Here is a 21944-nt window from a genome sequence, read left to right on the forward strand (position 1 = left end):
TAAAATTTGGAATAGAGAACGTAGTGCTTACTTTTTAAAATTTATCTGGCTTCAGCATCTTTGGATAAAATGAAAATTTTATTTTTAGAGAGATTTTTCAGCTCATGCACAGGTTTGCATTCACCTTACTGCTTTTTTATCATCTGTTGGATTTTACACTCCTCCATGCTCAGACACCCAATGTGGATAGCCAGCAGATTTATGTATTAAAGGCAGATCGGGTATTTGATGGTGAACAGATGCACAGCGGTTGGTGGGTTATGGTAAAAGGCAATCGGATTGCAGCAGCCGGCGATTCGGGCAGTTTTTCCATCCCTCCGCAGGCCAGAGTTATGGTTTTGAAGGGCATGACTTTGCTGCCCGGGCTCATCGAAGGTCATGGACATTTGTTTTTGCATCCCTACAACGAAACATCGTGGGACGATCAGGTGTTGAAAGAATCTTTGGCTGAGCGTGTGGCAAGGGCGGTGGTGCATGCCCGGGCTACCCTGTTGGCTGGTTTCACCACAGAAAGAGACCTCGGAACGGAGGGCGCTGATGATGCCGATGTGGGATTGAAGCAGGCCATTGAAAAAGGGATCATTCCGGGTCCGCGCATGCTATGCGCCACAAGGGCCATCGTGGCCACCGGTTCTTATGGTCCTAAAGGATTCAGGCCCGACTGGCAGGTGCCACAGGGAGCGCAGGAAGCTTCAGGTATAGATGGCATCATGCAGGCAGTGCGCGACCAGATTAAGCAGGGAGCCGATGTAATCAAGATTTACGAAGACTATCGCTGGGGGCCAAGAGGAGAAAATGAACCTACTTTTACCCTGGATGAGCTAAAAGCAGCCGTGGAAGTAGCGCATAGCAGCGGCCGCATCGTGGCTGTGCATACCGTTACCGCCGAGGGGATGAGAAGAGCTATTCTGGCGGGTGTCAATACCATTGAGCACGGTGATTTCGGTACGGCCGATGTGTTCAGGCTCATGAAACAAAAAGGCATTGCCCTATGTCCTACCATAGCGGCCGATGAAGCTATCGCGTCTTACCAGGGATGGCGCAAAGGCATGGATCCGGATCCACCTCGTATTGCGGAAAAGAAACGCAGTTTCCGGGAAGCCTTGCAGGCAGGGGTGACCATCTGCATGGGTGGAGATGTAGGTGTATTTGCACATGGTGATAATGCCCGTGAAATGGAAGCCATGGTGGAATATGGTATGGCTCCGATCGACGTTTTGAGAAGCGCCACCTCCGTAAATGCAGATGTTTTTCATATTGCCGATGAAGTGGGTCGCATTAAACCCGGGCTCCTGGCCGACCTGATAGCTGTGGAAGGCGATCCTTCCCGCCGGATTCAGGATATTCGCCACGTTAGGCTGGTGATGAAAGATGGTGTGTGCTACCTGAAACCAGAATAGATAGGCTTGGTTTCAATCCACTCTTGATTTCAAGAATTAAATTAAAATGAAAATCCAGACCTTAGAGGCTTTGAGATTTTTAGGCAGGGGGTAAACATGTTTTTTTATGAACGGTAAAATCATACCTCCCGATCCCTCATTCTGCTACCGAACATAAAACCCAACGCAAGTCCATTTTATCCTTAAAAAAATTTTGCGGTTAACAAAATTTAGTTATACTTTGCGTAATTATTACGCAATCGTATACATCCATTTTGGGAGGGTTTCTGATTAGATATTAGATAAGACGGATGTATATGTGTTTGACAGTAATACATAGGGTTAAACATTAAATTCCTGGCCCCTACCATGAAGCAGGTTTACACATTTTTGTTTTGTTTCCTATTCATTGTCCCTTTAAGGGGTCAGCTATTATCTACCCATCCTGCTTTCCCTACGGAGCATAGCATCGGAGTGCAAATTACGGCTGATGCGCATTTTGGCAATCAGGGATTATTGAATTACACGCCAGTTACGGACGTGTATGTGCACATTGGAGTCATTACCAACAAAAGCACCAGTTCGTCGGACTGGCGGTATGTACATTCCCAGTGGGGCACTACGAATGCGGCTTACCAGTGTACGTATGCGGGTAATAGCCGATGGACTTACACTATTTCCGGGGATTTGCGAAGCTATTTCGGCATTACGGATACCGGCGAGCATATTTTGAAGATTGCCATTCTGTTCCGCAACGGAAGTGGTTCTCAGGCTTTGCGCAATGCCGATGGCAGCGATATGTATATTCCGGTGTATGATACGGGTTTCTATGTGCGTTTCAGTTATCCGTATCGTCAACCCAAGTATGTACCTGTTGCGGAACCACTGAATCTGAAGCAGGGAGATACGCTGCCTGTGCAGGTTGTAGCCAGCCACAGCGGGAATCTGAGTTTATGGTACAATGGCAGAGAAGTGGACAGTACTTTGTCCGACAGCCTTTCCAGCCAGGTTGTACTGGCAGATTCCGGGAATCAGATGCTGATAGCAAGAGGCCTTTATGGTTCACAGCAATCGAGCGACACTTTTAGCTTTTATATTGCGCCGCCTACCACGGTTATGCCTTTACCAGCGGGGGTTTCCGAAGGCATCAATTATGAATCAGGCGATACTTCGGTAGTGCTGGTGCTTTATGCGCCGCATAAGCACCATATTGTGGTCATCGGTGATTTCAACAACTGGCAACAATTGCCGGCTTATCAAATGCACCAGACGCCCGATAGCAACTATTTCTGGATTCGCATTACCGGACTTACACCCCAGCAGCCCTACGCTTATCAATATGTCATCGACGACACCATCAAGGTGGCTGATTACAATGCACACCTGATTCTGGATCCCGATAACGATGCAGCCATTCCCGCTTCAGTTTATCCCAATCTAAAACCCTATCCCACGGGCAAAACCACCGGGATTGTAAGTGTACTGCAAACGGGTGAGCCGGCTTATGTATGGCATGATAGCGGATTCCGGCGCCCCGATCAGCATAACTTGATCATCTATGAACTGCTGGTACGGGATTTTATTGCCGCTCACGACTGGCAGACTTTGAAGGATACGCTTGGCTACCTGAAGCGGCTGGGCATGAATGCCATAGAAGTAATGCCTTTCACGGAATTTGAAGGGAATGACAGCTGGGGCTATAATCCGGATTTCTTTTTTGCACCCGATAAATATTATGGCACTGCCACTGCTCTCAAACAGTTCATCGATGCCTGTCATCAGCAGGGCATAGCGGTGATCATGGATCTGGTGTTGAACCATGCGTTTGAGCAATGCCCCATGGTGCAGATGTACTGGGATAAAGCTAATCAGCGGCCAGCAGCCGATAATCCCTGGTTCAATCCAGTGCCTACTCATCCTTTTAACGTGGGATATCAGTTCAATCATGAAAGCCCGGCCACCAAAATATTCACCTATCGGGTGATGCAATACTGGCTTACGGAATACCACCTGGATGGATTCCGGTTTGACCTGGCCAAAGGATTCACCCAAAAACGGTCGTGCGACAGTACGGGCAACAACTGCAGTGTGGCACTCTGGAACGCTTACGATTCATCCCGCGTGGCCATCTGGGATACCATTTACCAGCAACAACAACAAATCAGTCCAGGCAGTTACTGCATTTTAGAAATGTTTGCCGACAACAGCGAAGAAAAAGTATATGCCGCCCAGGGCATGATGCTGTGGGGAAATCTAAATGATGCTTTTAATCAGGCCACCATGGGCTATGGCACGCCATCACCCTCAGGTAATACCTGGGATTTCAGCTGGGGACTTTACACCGCCCGCGGCTGGTCGCAGCCTAACCTGGTAACCTATCAGGAAAGCCACGATGAAGAACGGCTGATGTATAAAAACGAACAATATGGCAACAGCAACGGATCGTACAATATTAAAGACACGGCTACGGGGTTGAAACGCAACGCCATGGCCACGGCATTCTGGGCTATTATGCCAGGCCCCAAAATGTTGTGGGAATTCGGAGAGATAGGTTATGATTATTCTATCAACACCTGCACCAATGGCACGGTAGATCCCAGCGGAGCCTGCCGCCTGGCCGATAAGCCCATTCGCTGGGATTATCTGCAAGATAAGCGCCGGCAGGGTTTGTTTCAGGTATATCAGCGCCTGTTTCGACTGCGGCAGATGCCGGCTTATACATCAACCTTCACGCAGGGACAGGTGCAATATAACCTGAGTGGGGCAGTAAAAACCATGGTGCTCACCGGCGATTCGCTGGATGTGGTCGTGGTAGGTAATTTTGATGTGGTACCGCATGGCGCTACGGTAAGCTTTCCACATGCAGGCACATGGTATGATTATGTTTCCCTGCGAAACCAGCCCGACAGCACCTTTCAGTTACAGCAATCGCAGCTCACCATGGCTCTGTCGCCCGGTGAATATCATGTATTTGTAGATCGCAATGTAGATCAGGTTTCTACCGATACTACCCAGCAAAAGAGTCCTATATGGCTTTCGGGAACAGGATCGGAGTTGGCTTTGAAGGTCTTTCCCAATCCGGCATCCCGGCAGCAAACCATTCAATTCAATTACTATCTGCCCGATAACGACTATATCCTGCTTCGCGTGCTAAATGTTCGGGGCGAAGTAGTGGCTACCCTGTACGATGGATTTCAATATGCCGGAAATTATGTGGTCAGTTGGCCCTTTGGCAGCCGGCTCAGTGCAGAAGGGGGGATGTATGTCGTACAACTCTCTGCCCGAAGTCACGGATCTGTTTCGCAAAAATTAATCATTCCATAAGCTGTTTATTCTTCAACATGTTAAAACCAATACATATGCGTATGCTGAAATTTTTCTCTTGTTTGAGGGATAAAGCCCGCATTCATGGCAGGCGTGCGGGCCTCATTCCACAACCTCCGGGTTGGAGAGCTTTGTGGTTACTGATACTTGGACTGGGCATCGCCACGGGTAGTGCTCAGGCACAAGGCAGAACCATAGAGGGGGTGGTCAAGGATGCCCAGAGTGGGCAGCCACTTCCTGGTGTGTCAGTACAGGTCAAGGGTACCGCATCGGGCACCATTACGAATGATCAGGGGATGTTTCATCTTAACCTGCCGCCCGATCACGACACGCTCATCATCTCCTATGTGGGTTATGCCCGGCAGGAGGTTCCGGTAGGCAGCAGTTCTTCGCTGCAAATTGCTATGCACCAGTCGGCTGCTTCGTTGAATGAACTGGTGGTTATCGGGTATGGTACCCAGCAAAAGAAAGACCTGACAGGTTCCATTGCCACGGTGAATGCCCGGGATTTTCAGCAGGGGGTTATTTCCACGCCCGACCAGCTCATCCAGGGCAAGATTCCCGGGGTGGTTATTACACCCGGCAGCGGTATGCCTGGTGCGGGCGGTGTGATCCGGATCCGGGGAGGGGCCTCGCTCAATGCCAGCAACGACCCCCTGATTGTGATTGATGGGGTGCCTCTATCTAACAGTGGTATTGCTGGATCACCCAACCCCTTGAGCTTAATCAATCCGGAAGACATTGAGTCGATCACCGTGCTGAAAGACGCCTCTGCAGCGGCTATCTATGGTAACCGGGCCTCCAATGGGGTGATCATCATCACCACCAAAAAAGGTACGGCTGGCGGCAAACTCTCTGTGCAATTGAACACCGTGCAATCTCTTTCCACCAAAACCAAGGAAGTGAGTGTGCTCAATGCCGACCAGATTCGCAGCATCATCAACCAACAAGGTACTGCCCAGCAGAAAGCCTTGCTCGGCAATGCCAATACCAACTGGCAGAATGAAATTTACCAGACGGCTTTCAGCAGTGATAATAACCTGAGCTTTACGGGTGGTATTCCTGGCCTGCCGTATCGCCTTTCTGTGGGTTATCTGGACCAGAACGGTATCCTGAAAACAGGTTATCTGAAGCGTACCAGCGTGGATTTGAGCCTGACGCCCAGTTTCTTTAACCATAGCCTGAAAGCCACCATCAATCTGAAGGGTGCGTATAACAACAATCGGTTTGCCAACCAGGCTGCCATTGGCGACGCGTTGCGGATGGATCCCACCCAGCCGGTATATGATCCCAACAGCAAGTTTGGTGGCTATTTTGAATGGACCGATAACCAGGGTAATCCCAATCCGCAGGCTACCCGCAACCCGGTGGCCGACCTGATGTTGCGGTCTGATAAAAGTACCGTCAAACGCAGCATCGGTAACATTGAACTGGATTATACCCTGCCGGCCTTTCCCGACCTAAAAGCTCATTTGAATGCTGGATACGATATTTCTAAGGGAGTAGGCAATGTGTTTATTCCGGCCATTGCAGCCATGGATTATTTACAGGGAGGATATAAAAATCATTATCAACAATACAATCGCAATGAGTTGTTTGATTTCTATTTGAATTATGCTCATACCCTGCCCGAGCTGAAAAGCCATTTTGATGTAACAGCCGGATATGAATATCAAGATTTCTTCCGGGGCAGCCCTTCTTTCCCTTATTTGAATGAAAAAGGCGATACCTTACCTGGCGCGCCCCTGCCCGACTCTTCGCGGCATACCCTGGTATCGTTTTATGCCCGGTTGAATTATGCCTTCCGCGATAAATACTTGCTTACGGCTACCATTCGTCGTGATGGCTCTTCCCGGTTCAGTCCGGCCAACCGCTGGGGGAATTTCCCTTCTGTAGCTTTGGCCTGGCGCATCAACCAGGAAGGTTTCCTGAAAGATTCTCGTACGGTTTCCGATCTAAAACTCAGGCTGGGATATGGTGTTACCGGACAGCAGGAAATTGGAAACGATTATCCCTATCTGCCGATTTATACCCTGAGTACCACTGTAGCACAATATCCGTTTGGCAATGCTTTCTACCAAACCTATCGTGCCGAAGCTTACGATGAAAATATCAAATGGGAACAAACGGCCACTTACAACATCGGCTTGGACTTTGGTTTTCTGAATCAACGCATCAATGGGAGTTTGGACTTGTATTACAAGAAAACCACCAATTTGCTGGCCGATATTACCACGCCTGCACTGGGCAACCTGAGTAACCATGTGTTCACCAATATCGGCAGCCTGGAAGACCGGGGCATTGAATTTACCGTGAATGCCACACCCTTCACCACCCAGAAATTTACTTGGAATCTCAATTTCAATATTGCTTACAACCAGAACAAAATCCTGAAACTTTCCAATTCGGCCGACTCTGCAGCGCAGAATCAGCTGGTAGGCCATATTGCCGGCGGTACGGGAAATACAATCCAAATCAATACGGTAGGCTATCCGGCCTACACTTTTTATGTGTACAAGCAGGTGTATGATGCCACCGGTCACCCTATTGAAGGCGTGTATGAAGATGTGAACAACGATCCGAATAATTTGTTTTACCGGTACAAATCACCCGATCCGAAGGTGACGCTGGGATTCAGCTCGCAGTTTACCTATCAGCGCTGGACCCTGTCGTTCGTAGCCCGCGCCGATATTGGCAATTATGTGTACAACAATGTGCTTTCCACGATGGACACCTACAACAGCATTTCCAATTCCCTGGGTTACATTGGCAATGCATCTACTGATTACCTGTTCACCAAATTTCAGAACAGCCAGTATTTCTCGGATTACTACGTGGAAAACGCCTCTTTCCTGCGGATGGACAACATCACCTTGGGCTATAATTTCGGCAAAATTGCACACAGCGATGTGCAGCTGGCTGTGAATGCCTTTGTACAGAATGCCTTTGTAATCACCAAATACCGCGGAGTCAATCCGGAAGTATTCGGAGGCATTGACGGAAACGTATATCCGGTTCCCCGGACGTATGCGCTGGGATTGAATATTCATTTTTAAACCAGGAAAACTTGAGCATATGAAACGCATCAAACAATATCTCGTCATGGGGCTGGCTACCATAGGTTTGTGGGGGCTGAATTCCTGCACCAAAGACCTAAACCGCCTGCCTTACATACAGGTTACATCCGCTACGGTATTCAGCAACCCGCAAAGCATCAAACAGGCGCTGGCTAAACTTTACGCTGGCCTTACACTTAGCGGACAGGATCAGGTGAACGAGCCCGATATCCAGGCTTCAGATATAGGATCCAATACTTTTTTCCGTAATTTCTGGGAAGCAGAAGAGCTACCAACCGACGAAGCCGTGATTTCCTGGAATGATGCCGATTTGCAACAGTATCATCTGATGAATTGGACAGCCAATATGAGTTTTCTGAAACTCATGTATAACCGTGTATTTTTTGAAGTTGCTGCCTGCAATGAGTTTCTTCGTGAAATGGATAAGCTCGACCTGTCGAAATTCTCCCCCCAGGATACGGTTAATTTTGCCACTTACAAAGCAGAAGCCCGCTTCCTTCGTGCATTTGCCTATTGGGTGGCACTCGATTTCTTTGGCAATACTCCTTTTGCCACGGAAAACGATCCGGTGGGCAAGTTCCTTCCTCCACAGATCAGTCGGGCCGATTTGTTCAAATATGTGGAAAGTGAATTGCTCGATATCCAGAACCAGCTTCCTGATCCCGGGCAAAATGAATATGGCCGGGCTGATAAAGCCTGTGCCTGGTTTCTGCTCGCCAGGTTGTATCTGAATGCCCAGGTGTACACCGGCCAGGCACGATGGACAGATTGCATCACCTATTGCAATAAAATCATCCAATCAGGCGCCTATCACTTGGCCAGCAACTATGCCCAGCTGTTTGAAATCGACAACAGACAAACCGGAGAAATCATCTTCCCGCTTCGTGCCAACGGGCTCACCTCCCAGTCGTATGGCAACACCACCTTCCTGGTGCATGCGGCTGTGGGTGGAAATATGAATGCCAGTGATTACGGAATTACCGGCGGCTGGGCGGGGCTGCGTACCACCAAAAATCTGGTGAACCTGTTCCCCAATGGCGACAGCTCAGTGGATAAGCGGGCTATGTTTTATACCAATGGCCAGACACTGGAGATTAGTGATATAAAGGATTTCAGCAACGGTTATGCTATCACCAAATTCAAAAATATCGATTCTCATGGGAACCCTGGATCTGATCCTACCGGTACATTTGTGGATCTGGACTTCCCGCTGTTCCGCCTCGGTGAGGTTTACCTGATGTATGCTGAAGCTGTTGTGCGGGGTGGCAGTGGCGGCGATATCAATACGGCTGTGAATTATATCAATCAGCTTCGGGAAAGAGCCTATCGCAACACCAGCGGAGATATCACAGCCAGCGACCTTACACCTGATTTCATCCTTGATGAAAGAGCCCGTGAACTTTACTGGGAAGCTATTCGCCGTACCGACCTGATACGTTTCGGCAAATTCACTTCTTCCACCTATCTGTGGCCCTGGAAGGGCGGTGTGAAGAATGGTCAGGGTGTGGATGCCCATTTGAATCTGTATCCGATTTCAGCCGATGATATCATTGCCAATCCGCATCTCACCCAGAACCCTGGTTATTAATGATGGTTTAATTTAAAACGAAATAATCATGCGTAACATATCTTTTCATCGCCTGCTGATGGCCGCTGCGGGACTTCTCATCATCACAGGTTATTCGGCCTGTAAAAAAGATGAAATACGGGCTGTGCTGCAGCTGCCCAAAACAGCTCCTGCACTGCAAAGCTCGGCCACCACGCTGGTGCTCGACAGTTCGCAGGCCAGCCAAACGGCCGTAACCTTTAGCTGGGCTCCAGTGAATTATGGTTACAATGCCGATGTAACCTATACCCTGCAATTTGATGTACCTGCCGATAGTTTTCAGAATCCGATAAACGTGACGGCTGGGATCAACAAAACGAGCTTTTCTTTTACAGTGGCCGATTTCAATACATTGGCTATCCAAAGTCTGGGTTTGCCTTTCGGCCAATCGAGCACGGTGCTGGTAAGACTGGCCAGTAACGTAAATCAGTTTAATGGAAATCCTTCCGTGGTTCCTACGGTTTATTCCGATTCGCTCGTGCTGCAGGTAACACCCTACCAGGTGGTCATCAATTATCCCTCGTTGTGGGTACCGGGCGACTATCAGGGCTGGAATCCGGCCGCAGCGCCCAAGGTGGCTTCGGTGAAGGCCAACGGCATATATGAAGGCTATGTGTATTTCCCGCCCGGCGGCACCTTCCAGTTCAAATTCACCAGCGCGCCCGACTGGAGCCATATCAACTACGGCGATGGCGGCAATATGAGCCTCGATGCTACCGCAGGTACGGCCTCCGGTAATTTAAGTACCAATGGCGGAGCCGGCAACCTGCAAGTGCCCGGCACAGGGTACTACCGCCTTATTGCCAATACAGGCAACCTGACCTGGAGCGCCACCCGCACTACCTGGTCGGTGATCGGCGATGCTACACCCGGTGGCTGGAGCACCGATACCGATATGACTTTCGACCCAACTACCCAGACCTGGAGCGTGACGGTAAATCTGGTGAGCAGCGGTTCATTTAAATTCCGGGCTAATCATGATTGGACAATCAATTTTGGCTTCGATAATGGGCAGTTGACTTATAATGGAAGCAACATTCCTGTGCCCAGCGATGGCAAATACCTGATCACACTCAACCTGAGTGTAGCTGGAAATTATACTTTCAGCATGAAAAAAGTGAATTAGGTTTATGGGTTATTCTGCCTGCCGGTTCCCCCGGTGGGTCTATGCTTTGATGCCCTTCTTCGTGAAGGGCATTTTTTTATGTTTCCATCTCTATCATGGCTTTCAGGCACATGTGATCTTGGGTTTGATGGATCGCTTCAAAGGCTTGGGGAAGCTGTGCAAGGGAATAGCGGTGGGTAATCCATCCCTGAACCTGAAGGCGGCCGCTCTCCAACAGATTGATAACATAGGCAAAATCTGCAGGCAAGCTGTTGCGACTGGCAAATAAGGTGAGTTCTTTCTGGTGAAAGACGGGGTCAGAAAAGGAGAGATGCTGCTGACACAAGCCTACATAAATGATGCTGGCACCCTGCGCTGCGTAGGAAAAACACTGCTCCATGGAACGGGCATTTCCGGTGGCATCGAAGATCACCGTAGGTTTTTTGCAATCAAAAGCATCGCAAATCTGATCCAGAGGCTTCTGGCTGAGCAATATTGGCAAGGGCGTTTGGGGAAAGCTAAGTTTTTGCAGAAAACTGAGGCGCTGAGCTTGCAGGTCGGCCACTGCCAGTATTTGAGGGTGATGCAATGCGGCAAAGGTAGCCACCGCCAGGCCAATAGGCCCTGCACCCAGAATCAGCACCCGATCATCGGCCTGCAGCCTGGCTCGTTGCACAGCATGAGCTCCTATGCTAAGAGGCTCTACCAGTGCCAGCTCATCGTAAGATAGCAAGGCCGATGGATGCAGTTGAGCAGCCGGTAGCTTCAGGTACAATTGCAAGCCACCATCCACATGCACGCCCAGTACCCGCATCTGTTCACAGGCATTTGTATATCCCCGCAGGCAGGCATCGCAACGTCCACAGGCCAGATAAGGCCTTACTGCACAACGATCACCCACAGCGATCTGTTGCACATCTTCGCCCGTTGCAATTACCTCTACCCCCAACTCATGTCCCAACAGACGGGGATACGTAAAATACGGTTGCTCGCCCCGGTATGCATGATAGTCAGTACCACACAAACCTATCCGATGGACTTTCACCAACACATCGCCTGCAGCAGGATCGGTTATGTGGCCAGGTTCAGTGCGGATAAACAGCCCCGGCTTTTCCAGTATCCAGGTATGCATAAAAAAGCGTCTCACATGCTTTTACAGCACTTGCATTCCAGTGGATGATATTCTCATCAGGCACGCAAACATGAAATGCAGATCAGATTGCTAAGTCAATCCAGATTACCTACCATTTTCATCGGATCCACCCACTCATCAAATTCTTCAGGCTTCACATATCCCAGTTCCACAGCGGCCTGTTTAAGGGTTTTGTGTTCACGATGCGCTTTCTGTGCAATCTCAGCTGCTTTGTAATAGCCAATTTTCGGATTCAGGGCCGTAACAAGCATCAATGAATTTTGCAAATGCCGTTGAATGTTTTCATGAATAGGTTCTATGCCAACTGCGCAACGATCGTTGAACGACATGCAGGCCTGGCCAATGAGTTTGGCTGAATGGAGAAAATTGTAAATAATCATGGGCTTGAACACATTCAGCTCAAAATGGCCATTGCTACCACCCACATTGATGGCAACATCATTGCCCAACACCTGTGCTGCTACCATGGTCAATGCTTCACACTGGGTGGGATTTACCTTTCCGGGCATGATGGAGGAGCCGGGTTCATTCTCGGGAAGATGAATTTCGCCGATGCCACAACGCGGGCCCGAGCTAAGCATGCGGATATCATTGGCAATCTTCATAAGGCTTACGGCTACGGTTTTCAGGGCTCCATGGGCTTCCACAATCGCATCGTGTGCAGCAAGTGATTCAAATTTGTTTTCCGCACTTACAAAAGGCAGTCCGGTGAGGCTTGCAATTTTCTCAGCCACTTTCACGGCAAAGCCCGGAGGCGTGTTGATGCCCGTTCCCACAGCTGTGCCGCCCAGTGCCAGCTCGGCCAGATGAGGCAGGGTATGCTGAATGGCGCGGATGCCATGATCCAGTTGCGACACGTAGCCGCTGAATTCCTGTCCGAGCGTAAGTGGCGTTGCATCCATGAAATGCGTACGTCCGATTTTCACTATTTTCCAGAATGCTTTTGACTTTTCAGCCAGCGTATCCCGCAGCTTTTGCAGGCCCGGCAATGTCAGCTCCACCAGCATTTTGTAAGCTGCAATATGCATGGCAGTAGGAAAGGTATCGTTGGATGATTGCGATTTGTTTACATCATCATTGGGATGAAGCACCTTGGGATAATCCGTGAGTTTGCCTCCCTGCAGCACGTGAGCGCGATTGGCAATCACTTCATTGACATTCATATTGGTTTGGGTGCCCGACCCGGTTTGCCAAACCACCAGTGGAAACTGATCATCCAGTTTGCCCTCCAGTATTTCATCACACACCTTCGCTATGAGTTCGGCTTTTTCGCGGCTCAGCACTCCCAAATCCGCATTGGTCAGCGCTGCAGCTTTCTTCAGATACGCAAATGCACGGATAATTTCAATGGGCATACGGTTGATATCACGTGCAATGGGAAAATTTTCCAGTGAGCGTTCTGTTTGAGCACCCCAGTAAACATCTGCAGGCACCTTCACCTCGCCCAGTGTGTCTTTTTCAATCCGGTATTCCATGGCTGTTGATTTGAACGGTTCAAAGTTACAGGATATTTGGCTGCCTTGCATGGATGGAAATAACTGCAATCATGGAAGTATGAGAAGATGATTTTTCATGCAAAAAATGAAAGTTCATGTTATCTTTATTCAGATTCACTGCGGGATGCAGCTATGCTGCAGCTTCCTGTGGTGTGATTTGGATGATTGATATATGGCAAACATATTTGTAAGCGGGGGTACCGGATTCATTGGCTCGTATTTGGTAAAAAGATTAGTAGCGCAGCATCATGTGGTGCATGTATTATCCCGGCAGGCTCATGCTGCTGATATGCCACAGCTGCGCTGGTTTAAAGGTGATATCACTTCATGTGAGGCTGTGAAACGAGCCATGGAAGGCTGCGAATTTGCTTATCATCTGGCTGGCTATGCAAGAGCCTGGCATCGCGACAGGCAGTATTACTTTCAGGTAAATGCAGAAGGAACAAGAAATATCATGCAAGCGGCCATTGAAGCTCATGTGAAAAGAGTGTGCCTGGTTTCCACGGCCGGCATTCTGCCACCCGCTGAAAACGGATTGCCAGTACAGGAAACCATGCCTTTGCGTCCGGAACTGCATACCACATACGAGCGTTCCAAATGGATGGGCGAGCAAATAGCCAGAAGCTATCAGGATCAGATTGAGCTGGTCATTGCTTATCCCACCAAGGTGTATGGCCCGGGCCCTGTGGATGAAAGCAATTCCGCTACCCTCATGATGCGCGATTATTTGCTGGGCAAATGGCATGTGATTCCGGGAAATGGAAAAGGCACCATGGATTATGTGTTTGTAGAAGATGTAGCACAAGGCATTCAGTTAGTGATGAATAGGGGGCGGGCAGGAGAAGCTTATCTGTTGGGCGGTGAGCCGGCCAGCTATGACCGATTCTTTGATCTGTTGAGAAAACTCAGTCAGGTTCATCATCCTTTGTTTCATCTGCCAGTACCGGTTATTTACAGCATTACCGGTATAGAATGGCTAAAAGCAAAATTGGGATACAGGCCGTTGCTGACACCAGAATGGGTACGCAAGATTCCGTATGATTGGATCAAGAGCAGCGAAAAAGCCCGCCGCGAGCTTGGTTATCATGCGCGCAGCCTGGAAGAAGGCATGCGATATACGATTGACTGGTTACGATCCACATGTGTATAAGGCTTTACATGAATCATAAGTGCATGCAAAAGATTTATTCTGGTTAAGTAAAACGTGTTTTAGCCTCGTGAGGGCAAAATTTCATTTATATTCGAATAAACAACCCATTATGCATGATCACACAACTCTCTGCTATGCTCTGATAACCGGTGCCAGTGCAGGTATAGGAAAGGCACTGGCAGAAGAATGTGCGCGTCGAAAATTTCCTGTTTTACTGGTAGCCTTGCCAGGCGATGACTTAGCTCGTTTGGCACAACAGATTCGGGATCAATATGGAGTGAAAACGGATTATCTGGGTATAGATTTTTTGGAGCAAGATAGTGTAATGCGGGTATGGGAGTGGTGCAGGGATCGGCATTATGCTGTTCGTCTGCTTATCAACAATATCGGCCTGGGGGGCAGGCATCATTTTGAAGAGCTGCAACCCGAGCAAATCACACAGATGATCCGGTTAAACATTCAGGTTACCACGCAACTCACGCGTGTCTTCATAGAAGACCTAAAGACACATCGCCCGGCTTATATTCTGAATGTAGGCAGTGCTGCGGGGTTTCTGCATGTGCCCTACAAGGCAGTGTATTCTGCGACCAAGGCATATATTTATTCTTTCAGCCGAGCTTTGCGCACGGAGCTCAGGTCACAGGGCATTTATGTGTCGGTACTGTGTCCGGGTGGTGTTTCACATAAACAGGATCCGGTCGTACATCAGAAGATCAATGGCTGGCTTTTTCGGTCGGCCCATGAGAAGCCGGAATATGTGGCTCGTGTAGCCTTGGACGGGCTTTTTCAGCGCCGAAAAACCATTACGCCGGGCTGGATGTCTACCGCATATTACTGGCTCAGCCGCTGGATGCCGCCGGCCTGGCTGGATAAGGTCATGCACAGGTTGTTCGCCGAATCAGAAAAGAATTTGCTATAAGTTAAGAAAATGTTTGAAAAAACATCTAATTTAGAGAGCAGAAAATCTAATATTAGTTGATTATTTACAATGGTAAAGTATAGATTTACTGCTTTTAAAGCGGTTGATGACCCAGATTCATGTTTCAGATTTATAGAAGGTCATAAAAAGTTATTGGAGATTTATGGAATAAGTATGATAACTTCAAATACTCCTAATTGGGTATATCATGATAATACATATGTTATTTTGGTTGAATCAATCCCAGATAAAAGAGTTTTAGGTGGGGCACGGGTCCAATTAGTGGATGAAAGTATTGAGGTTCCTTTGATTGAAGCAGTAGGTAAAGTCGACCGAAGAATCTTTGATTTAGTTTTTAATCCACATTTTAAGACAGCTGAATTATGTGGATTGTGGAATTCTAAGGCTATGGCTATGAATGGTGTGGGTAGTCTGTATTTGGGTTGGACTGGAATAACAGTAGCTAGAATATTAGGAGTTCAGAAACTTCATGCTCTTTGTGCGCCAGCAACTGTTAAATATTGTTTAAGATTAGGGTTTACTATTCAGGAAACAGTTGGAAACAAAGGAATATTTAACTATCCAAAGGATAACATGATAGCTACAGTAATGACTGTTGAGGATTTAGTTAATCTTCCTACATCTGAAGAAGAAATCAGAAAAACAATTTTTGCATTATCGTTAAACCCAATTCAAAATGTAGAATATAATACAAGATTAGGTAGAGTATTAATAGAGTATGTATTAAAAATAAAGCCATGAGTAAATATTATAACCTTTCCGATTTTCTAGAAGTAGTTAATAATATTGGCGATGTAGATACGATTTACTCTCCTATATTTTTTAAAATTGTAACGGATAAGGATCGTAAGTCATTACAGTATCTAATAGAATCATATCCCTGTATAAGAATTATCAATTCGATTAGGAATCAGGTTAATGAATTAATTAAATTAAGAAATCCTTCTAAGGAATTAGATGGAAATCAAATCGAAAGTATAGTAAATAAATTCTTCTCTGATAGAGACGAACTGAGTTATGGAGTATGGATTTTCTATCCGTGGGAGAACTTTTTAATACACTTACTCGAAGAGGAAGATTTTGTTGAAGTAAGGACATCTAGAAATCAGTTCAAAATTACGAAAGAAGAACAAGAGGTTTTTAGTAAAAAGAGGGTTGGTGTTATAGGTTTATCTGTTGGTCAATCTATAGCTGTAACTATGGCAATTGAAAGAATTTGCGGAGAACTCAGGCTGGCTGATTTCGATAAGATTGAGCTAAGTAATTTGAATAGAATAAAGACAAGTATAAAAAATTTATCGTTGAATAAATCAATAGTTGCAGCAAGGGAAATTTCACTAATTGATCCTTATATTAAGGTAATATGTTTTTGTGATGGGATAAATGAAAATAATATTGATGAATTTCTTTTGGGAAATAATAGTAAATTAGATGTACTTATTGAAGAGTGTGATAGTGTGGATATTAAAATTTTATCTAGAATTAAAGCTAAATTATATGGTATTCCCGTAGTAATGGATACGAATGATAGAGGAATGATTGATATTGAAAGATTTGACCTTAATAAGGATTATCCAATACTTCACGGGCTAATTGATAATTTAGATTATAAATCTATTTCTAAATTGACAATTAAAGAAAAGATTAAAATACTTGGTCCCATCGCTGGCATAGAAAATATGTCGCCAAGAATGAAGTATTCGTTATCACAAATTGGTAAAACAATCACTACTTGGCCTCAATTAGCTTCTTCCGTTATGCTAGGTGGGGCCATTGTTACAGACACTGTACGTCGAATATTTAATGGTGAATTTAAAAATTCAGGTAGATATTACGTTGATGTTGAGTCTATAGTAAAATGACAAGATTTCTACATATAACTTTTTTTGTTGTCTTTTTTTTAAACAAATTATATTGTTTTCCAACATACCCACATGTAATTAATCTCACAGATCCTAATAAATTGATAAACATAGGGAATGATGTTTTTTATTTTGTTGATTCAAATTCTTCGTACTCAATTAATGATATTATTTCAAAACAGGAAATAATATTTAAAAAGTCTACCTCCGAATATTTGAACTTTGGTATTTCTGGATATACTTATTGGATAATGTTTTCTATTGTAAATTCTACAAGAGAAAATAATTTGATATTAGATATTACTTATCCTACCATCGATACGGTTGATTTTTTTTATTTTCAAGATGGTGTAATTAAAAAAATTTCAAAATATCAGTCTAACCTCAAATACTCTCAAATTCCAGGAGTTAATGCCCCTGATTTTTTGTTCTCACTTCATTTACCAACGAATCAGTATTCAACCTATTACATTCGTTTGCATTCATATAAACAGCTCCAATTACCTATATTTATTGGTTCTATAAAGAGTGTTTTAAACCAGATTGGTATTAGAAATCTAATTTTTGGTATTTATGTGGGTATCATTATCATTATGATATTCTATAATCTATTTATTTATATCGTTACTTTGGATGATAATTATTTGTTTTATGTTATATATATCTTTTTTGTGGGACTTACTCAAGTAACGTTAAACGGATATGGGAATCTTTACATTTGGCCGAGATTTTATTATTTGTCTTTGAATTCTGATTTCATTATTCCTATATTAAATGGGTATGCTGCTATTTTGTTTATTAGAAATTTTCTCAATCTAAAGAATACATACAAACAAGGTGAATACATACTTTATTTTATAGGAATTATTTATACTACATCACTTTTTCTTTTAATTACCAATTTGCGACTGCTTAGCTTTATTTTCTTACAGATAGCTGCTATGTTTGGTTCCTTTATTGCTATACTTTTGGGAATCAAAGTAGCATTTAGTGGATATAAACCCGCAAAATTCTTTTTACTTGCTCTTGGTGTATTTCTTACTTCTGTAATTGTTTTTGTTTTAAGAAACTTTAGTATTATTCCTTTTAATATGTTGACGTCTTATTCTCTTGAGATAGGCTCCTCACTTGAGACTATGCTACTTTCCTTTGCTCTTGCCGATAAAATCAATACCTATAAAGCTGAGAAAGAACAGGCTCAGCTGGCGGCGTTGTCGAAATCAGAAGAGGTGCGGATGATGCTCAGCCAGCAAAATTTTACCCTGGAACGCATGGTGAAAAAACGCACCGAAGACCTGGAGAAAGCTAACCTGGAGCTTCTTCAAACCCTTAAAAACCTGCAAGATGCTCAGGTACAGCTTATTCAGGCTGAAAAAATGGCTACACTGGGACAACTTACTGCCGGCATTGCCCATGAAATCAATAACCCCATCAATTTTGTCAAATCTAACGTGAAACCCCTTCAGATGGATCTGTACGATCTGATTGCCCTTATCCAGGCTTATGAAAAACAACTCCAGCTTTTGCTTCCTGCACATGCCATGGAAGAAATAGAAGCCATTAAAAAGAAAATTCATTATCCTGAATTGATTGACGAAATCCGCATTCTGCTGAAGGGTATTGAGGAAGGCGCAGAGCGTACGGCCGAAATTATCCGCGGATTGCGCATCTTCAGCCGCCTGGATGAAAGTGAACTTAAAAAAGCAGATATCCACGAATGCATTGACTCCACTCTTATTCTGCTTAATAACTCTATTCCGGATGATGTAATAGTCGAAAAGCATTATGCCCAGCTGCCGCTTATTGAATGTTATCCCGGCAAGGTGAATCAAATGCTTATGAATCTGCTTACCAATGCTATCCACGCAATTAAAAGCAAACTCAAATCTTTACCGTCTTCAAACGAACAAACAAAAGAAAAACAAAAAATCATCATCACTACAGCTATGGAACCTGATGGGCAGCACATCCGCATCAGTGTGGCCGATACCGGAACTGGCATGACACCCGAAATCAAACAAAAAATATTTGAGCCATTCTTTACCACCAAGGAAGTGGGCGAAGGCACCGGGTTGGGTTTGCCCATCGTGTATAGCATCGTGGAAAAACACGGAGGAAAAATTTTTGTGGAAACTACCTATGGAAAGGGTTCAGAATTTATCATAATTTTACCCACAACCCCAAAACCGGTCGCGCAGACTCAGGAGGTGAGGGATTAAAACAACCAAGTGTATGCCTGCTGAACACATCAGAATATTGTATGTGGACGATGAGGTCAATAATCTGGCTGCATTTCGTGCCACTTTCCGGCGTGATTACGATGTTTTTACTGCTCCCCATTTCGATGAAGCCTATCAGATTCTTGAACAGGAGCAGCCCATTCATCTTGTGATTGCCGACCAGCGGATGCCCGGCATGACCGGCGTGGAATTCCTGACCGATATCCGCAAAAAATATCCGGATCCCTTGCGTGTGCTGCTGACAGCACATATGGACATGGAAGCCCTGATTGAAGCCGTGAACGAAGGCCGTATTTACCGGTATATCCGCAAACCCTGGAATGAAGCCGAATTGCATAATACCATTCATAATGCTTATGAAATCTACACGACCCGCATGGAGCTGAGGGAAAAAATGCAGATGCTGGAAAAAACCAACGATGAACTGAGTCGCTTTATTTACAGCGTATCCCATGATTTACGCTCACCGTTAATGTCTGTGCTCGGCATTCTGAATCTGGCTAAAATGGATCAATCGGTCATTGACCCGAATGGATACCTGCAGATGATTGAATCCAGCGTGCTGCGTCTGGATGATTTCATCCAGAAAATCATTGAATATTACAAGAATTCAAGGCTGGAAATTGAATATGAACCCATCAACTTCAGGCAACAAATTGAAGATACCATCGAGAGTTTCCGGCATCTGCATCTTAATGTGGAATTTAAAATTGATGTAGATCAACCTGTACCTTTTATTGGTGATAACTTCCGTATCAATGTGGTATTGAACAATCTGATATCGAATGCCATAAAATATCAAAAGCCCGATGAGCAAAATCCCTGGGTGGCAATACGGGTAAAAGTAAATCCCAGCCAGGCTGTAATTGAAGTATCAGACAATGGAATCGGGATTGTTCAGGAGCATTTGCAAAACATTTTTAAAATGTTTTTCCGAACCAAAAGTTTGAATAAGCCAGGTGCAGGTATTGGATTATATATTGCCAAAGAAGCTGTCAGCCGGATGGGTGGTACGATTGATGTACGTTCCGTGTATGGTGAGGGTACTACATTTGTGGTATGTATTCCCAATCATCCGGAGCACGCACGGTGAAAGAATCATTTTCCCAATAACTAACTTCTGATCTTTTCAGCTGTTTTTTGTTTAAATGAAAAGGCATAAACTTGTGTAATAATCTTATTGCATGAAAGCTTGGCAGGATTATATTTCCCAACATGGTGACCGGTTTGTAGAGGAGTTAAGTGAATTGCTCCGCATTCCTTCCATCAGCACAGATACAGCTCATAAGCAGGATGTACAACGATGTGCCGAACTGGTTAAACAATATCTGGAGCAGGCTGGTGCTGGCAAGGTGCAGATATTTCCAACAGCAGGTCATCCGGTAGTATATGCTGAAAAACATGTATCCGATCAGTTGCCCACCGTGTTGGTTTATGGACATTATGATGTGCAGCCCGCAGATCCGCTTTCGCTCTGGCATCATGATCCGTTTGATCCCATCATCCGCGATGGTCGGATTTACGCACGAGGAGCCAGCGATGACAAAGGGCAGTTTTTTATGCATGTGAAAGCACTGGAAATCATGACCCGCACACAAACGCTGCCTGTGAACCTGAAATTTATCATTGAAGGAGAAGAAGAAATTGGTTCCAAACACCTGACTACGTTTGTGCAGGAACACAGCGACATGCTAAAGTGTGATGTGGTGCTGGTGAGTGATACGGCTCTGATTAGCTTACAGCAGCCTTCCATTGATGTGGGCGTGCGTGGACTGGCATACGTGCAGGTAGAAGTAACGGGTCCCGATCATGATTTGCATAGCGGCGTGTATGGGGGCGCTGTGCCCAATCCGGCTACCATCCTCTGCCAGATGATTGCCCAATTGCATGATGCAGATCATCGGGTGCATATACCGGGCTTTTATGATGACGTGGAAGAAATTCCAGCAGAGGAACGTGCCTTGCTGGCCAAGGCTCCATTTGATCCGGAACAGTTTAAACGGGAAACGGGTGTACGCGATTTTTGGGGTGAAAAAGGCTATACTGTGCGCGAACGGATCGGTATTCGGCCCACGCTTGAAATCAATGGCATCTGGAGCGGCTATACCGGCGAAGGCGCCAAAACCGTATTGCCATCAAAAGCCTACGCTAAAATATCGTGTCGGCTGGTGCCACATCAGGATCATCAGCAAATTACCCAATTGCTTGGCGATCATCTGAAAAAGATAGCCCCCTCCTGTGTACAGGTAGAAGTCAAACCTCTACATGGGGGTGATCCCTATGTTTTGCCCATCAGCCATCCAGCCTATCGGGCAGCCGCCCGGGCTATGCAGGCCACTTTGGGTAAAGAGCCGGTTCCCGTGCGCGGAGGTGGTAGCATTCCTATTACTTCCGTGTTCCTGAAAACATTAGGAGTACATACGGTATTTTTAGGCTTCGGTTTGGATGACGATTGCCTGCATGCACCCAATGAAAAATTTGATCTGGCTAACTTTTTCAAAGGCATTGAAACCATTCCCTATTTTCATCGGTTTTTTGCAGAAGAAAACTTAAAATCATAACTGCAAGTGGTTTTCCCCTAAATTTGCCCCATTTCACATGATTGCTTGATT

The 21944-nt window shown here is 45.7% G+C and carries 14 protein-coding genes; 12 read left to right on the plus strand and 2 right to left on the minus strand.

Annotated features, from left to right (window positions below; genetic code table 11):
- The first annotated feature begins 104 nt into the window (after positions 1–104).
- The 5 genes from BM367_RS07460 (at position 105) to BM367_RS07480 (ending at position 10512) form a co-directional block, all read left to right on the plus strand.
- Positions 105–1400: a metal-dependent hydrolase family protein gene (locus BM367_RS07460; RefSeq protein ID WP_092459448.1), complete on the plus strand. Its 1296-nt coding sequence runs from the start codon at positions 105–107 to the stop codon at positions 1398–1400.
- 348 nt (positions 1401–1748) lie between these two features.
- Positions 1749–4703 carry an alpha-amylase family glycosyl hydrolase gene (locus BM367_RS07465; RefSeq protein ID WP_092459450.1) on the plus strand — a complete coding sequence of 985 codons (2955 nt, stop codon included), beginning with the start codon at positions 1749–1751 and terminating at the stop codon, positions 4701–4703.
- A 35-nt stretch (positions 4704–4738) separates the two neighbouring features.
- Positions 4739–7759, plus strand: a complete 3021-nt coding sequence (locus BM367_RS07470; protein WP_245759929.1) for a SusC/RagA family TonB-linked outer membrane protein — start codon at positions 4739–4741, stop codon at positions 7757–7759.
- 19 nt (positions 7760–7778) lie between these two features.
- Complete coding sequence (locus BM367_RS07475; RefSeq protein WP_092459452.1) at positions 7779–9368, plus strand: RagB/SusD family nutrient uptake outer membrane protein; 1590 nt, start codon at positions 7779–7781, stop codon at positions 9366–9368.
- A 28-nt stretch (positions 9369–9396) separates the two neighbouring features.
- Positions 9397–10512, plus strand: a complete 1116-nt coding sequence (locus BM367_RS07480) for a SusE domain-containing protein (protein ID WP_092459454.1) — start codon at positions 9397–9399, stop codon at positions 10510–10512.
- Between the two features lie 76 nt (positions 10513–10588).
- Here BM367_RS07480 and BM367_RS07485 read toward each other — a convergent pair whose 3' ends face one another.
- Both BM367_RS07485 and fumC read right to left on the minus strand, forming a co-directional pair.
- Entirely contained in the window at positions 10589–11638 is a 1050-nt protein-coding gene (locus BM367_RS07485) for a zinc-binding alcohol dehydrogenase family protein (protein ID WP_143103983.1), read from the minus strand.
- A gap of 80 nt (positions 11639–11718) precedes the next feature.
- Entirely contained in the window at positions 11719–13119 is a 1401-nt protein-coding gene (gene fumC, locus BM367_RS07490) for a class II fumarate hydratase (protein WP_092460963.1), read from the minus strand.
- Positions 13120–13312: 193 nt separating this feature from the next.
- Between fumC and BM367_RS07495 the strand changes: the two genes are divergently transcribed.
- The 7 genes from BM367_RS07495 to BM367_RS07525 all read left to right on the plus strand — a co-directional run bounded on the left by BM367_RS07495 (position 13313) and on the right by BM367_RS07525 (position 21893).
- Positions 13313–14290, plus strand: a complete 978-nt coding sequence (locus tag BM367_RS07495) for an NAD-dependent epimerase/dehydratase family protein (protein WP_092459458.1) — start codon at positions 13313–13315, stop codon at positions 14288–14290.
- 109 nt (positions 14291–14399) lie between these two features.
- Entirely contained in the window at positions 14400–15209 is an 810-nt protein-coding gene (locus BM367_RS07500; protein WP_092459460.1) for an SDR family NAD(P)-dependent oxidoreductase, read from the plus strand.
- Between the two features lie 69 nt (positions 15210–15278).
- Positions 15279–15971 carry a hypothetical protein gene (locus tag BM367_RS07505; protein ID WP_092459462.1) on the plus strand — a complete coding sequence of 231 codons (693 nt, stop codon included), beginning with the start codon at positions 15279–15281 and terminating at the stop codon, positions 15969–15971.
- Positions 15968–17092, plus strand: a complete 1125-nt coding sequence (locus tag BM367_RS07510; RefSeq protein ID WP_092459464.1) for a ThiF family adenylyltransferase — start codon at positions 15968–15970, stop codon at positions 17090–17092. Before BM367_RS07505 ends, BM367_RS07510 begins: the two co-directional genes overlap by 4 nt.
- Positions 17089–19311 (plus strand): sensor histidine kinase, encoded by a 2223-nt coding sequence (locus BM367_RS07515; RefSeq protein WP_092459466.1) that lies wholly within the window; start codon positions 17089–17091, stop codon positions 19309–19311. Before BM367_RS07510 ends, BM367_RS07515 begins: the two co-directional genes overlap by 4 nt.
- A gap of 13 nt (positions 19312–19324) precedes the next feature.
- Positions 19325–20425, plus strand: coding sequence for a hybrid sensor histidine kinase/response regulator (locus tag BM367_RS07520; RefSeq protein ID WP_092459468.1), 1101 nt, complete (start codon positions 19325–19327; stop codon positions 20423–20425).
- Between the two features lie 91 nt (positions 20426–20516).
- The gene (locus BM367_RS07525; protein ID WP_092459470.1) at positions 20517–21893 is read left to right on the plus strand and encodes a dipeptidase; all 1377 of its coding nucleotides are present in this window, start codon (positions 20517–20519) and stop codon (positions 21891–21893) included.
- Positions 21894–21944 lie beyond the last annotated feature (51 nt).

Origin of the sequence: Thermoflavifilum thermophilum (assembly GCF_900116565.1) — a bacterium.
In the GTDB taxonomy this organism is placed as follows: Bacteria; Bacteroidota; Bacteroidia; order Chitinophagales; family Chitinophagaceae; genus Thermoflavifilum; species Thermoflavifilum thermophilum.

What these genes read in the sequence shown, in the direction of transcription:
- BM367_RS07525 (WP_092459470.1), top strand. Translation starts at nt 20,517, where the DNA reads ATGAAAGCTTGGCAGGATTATATTTCCCAACATGGTGACCGGTTTGTA.
- BM367_RS07520 (WP_092459468.1), top strand. Translation starts at nt 19,325, where the DNA reads ATGCCTGCTGAACACATCAGAATATTGTATGTGGACGATGAGGTCAAT.
- BM367_RS07460 (WP_092459448.1), top strand. Translation starts at nt 105, where the DNA reads ATGCACAGGTTTGCATTCACCTTACTGCTTTTTTATCATCTGTTGGAT.
- fumC (WP_092460963.1), bottom strand. Translation starts at nt 13,119, where the DNA reads ATGGAATACCGGATTGAAAAAGACACACTGGGCGAGGTGAAGGTGCCT.
- BM367_RS07470 (WP_245759929.1), top strand. Translation starts at nt 4,739, where the DNA reads ATGCGTATGCTGAAATTTTTCTCTTGTTTGAGGGATAAAGCCCGCATT.
- BM367_RS07475 (WP_092459452.1), top strand. Translation starts at nt 7,779, where the DNA reads ATGAAACGCATCAAACAATATCTCGTCATGGGGCTGGCTACCATAGGT.
- BM367_RS07495 (WP_092459458.1), top strand. Translation starts at nt 13,313, where the DNA reads ATGGCAAACATATTTGTAAGCGGGGGTACCGGATTCATTGGCTCGTAT.
- BM367_RS07480 (WP_092459454.1), top strand. Translation starts at nt 9,397, where the DNA reads ATGCGTAACATATCTTTTCATCGCCTGCTGATGGCCGCTGCGGGACTT.
- BM367_RS07510 (WP_092459464.1), top strand. Translation starts at nt 15,968, where the DNA reads ATGAGTAAATATTATAACCTTTCCGATTTTCTAGAAGTAGTTAATAAT.
- BM367_RS07505 (WP_092459462.1), top strand. Translation starts at nt 15,279, where the DNA reads ATGGTAAAGTATAGATTTACTGCTTTTAAAGCGGTTGATGACCCAGAT.
- BM367_RS07500 (WP_092459460.1), top strand. Translation starts at nt 14,400, where the DNA reads ATGCATGATCACACAACTCTCTGCTATGCTCTGATAACCGGTGCCAGT.
- BM367_RS07515 (WP_092459466.1), top strand. Translation starts at nt 17,089, where the DNA reads ATGACAAGATTTCTACATATAACTTTTTTTGTTGTCTTTTTTTTAAAC.
- BM367_RS07465 (WP_092459450.1), top strand. Translation starts at nt 1,749, where the DNA reads ATGAAGCAGGTTTACACATTTTTGTTTTGTTTCCTATTCATTGTCCCT.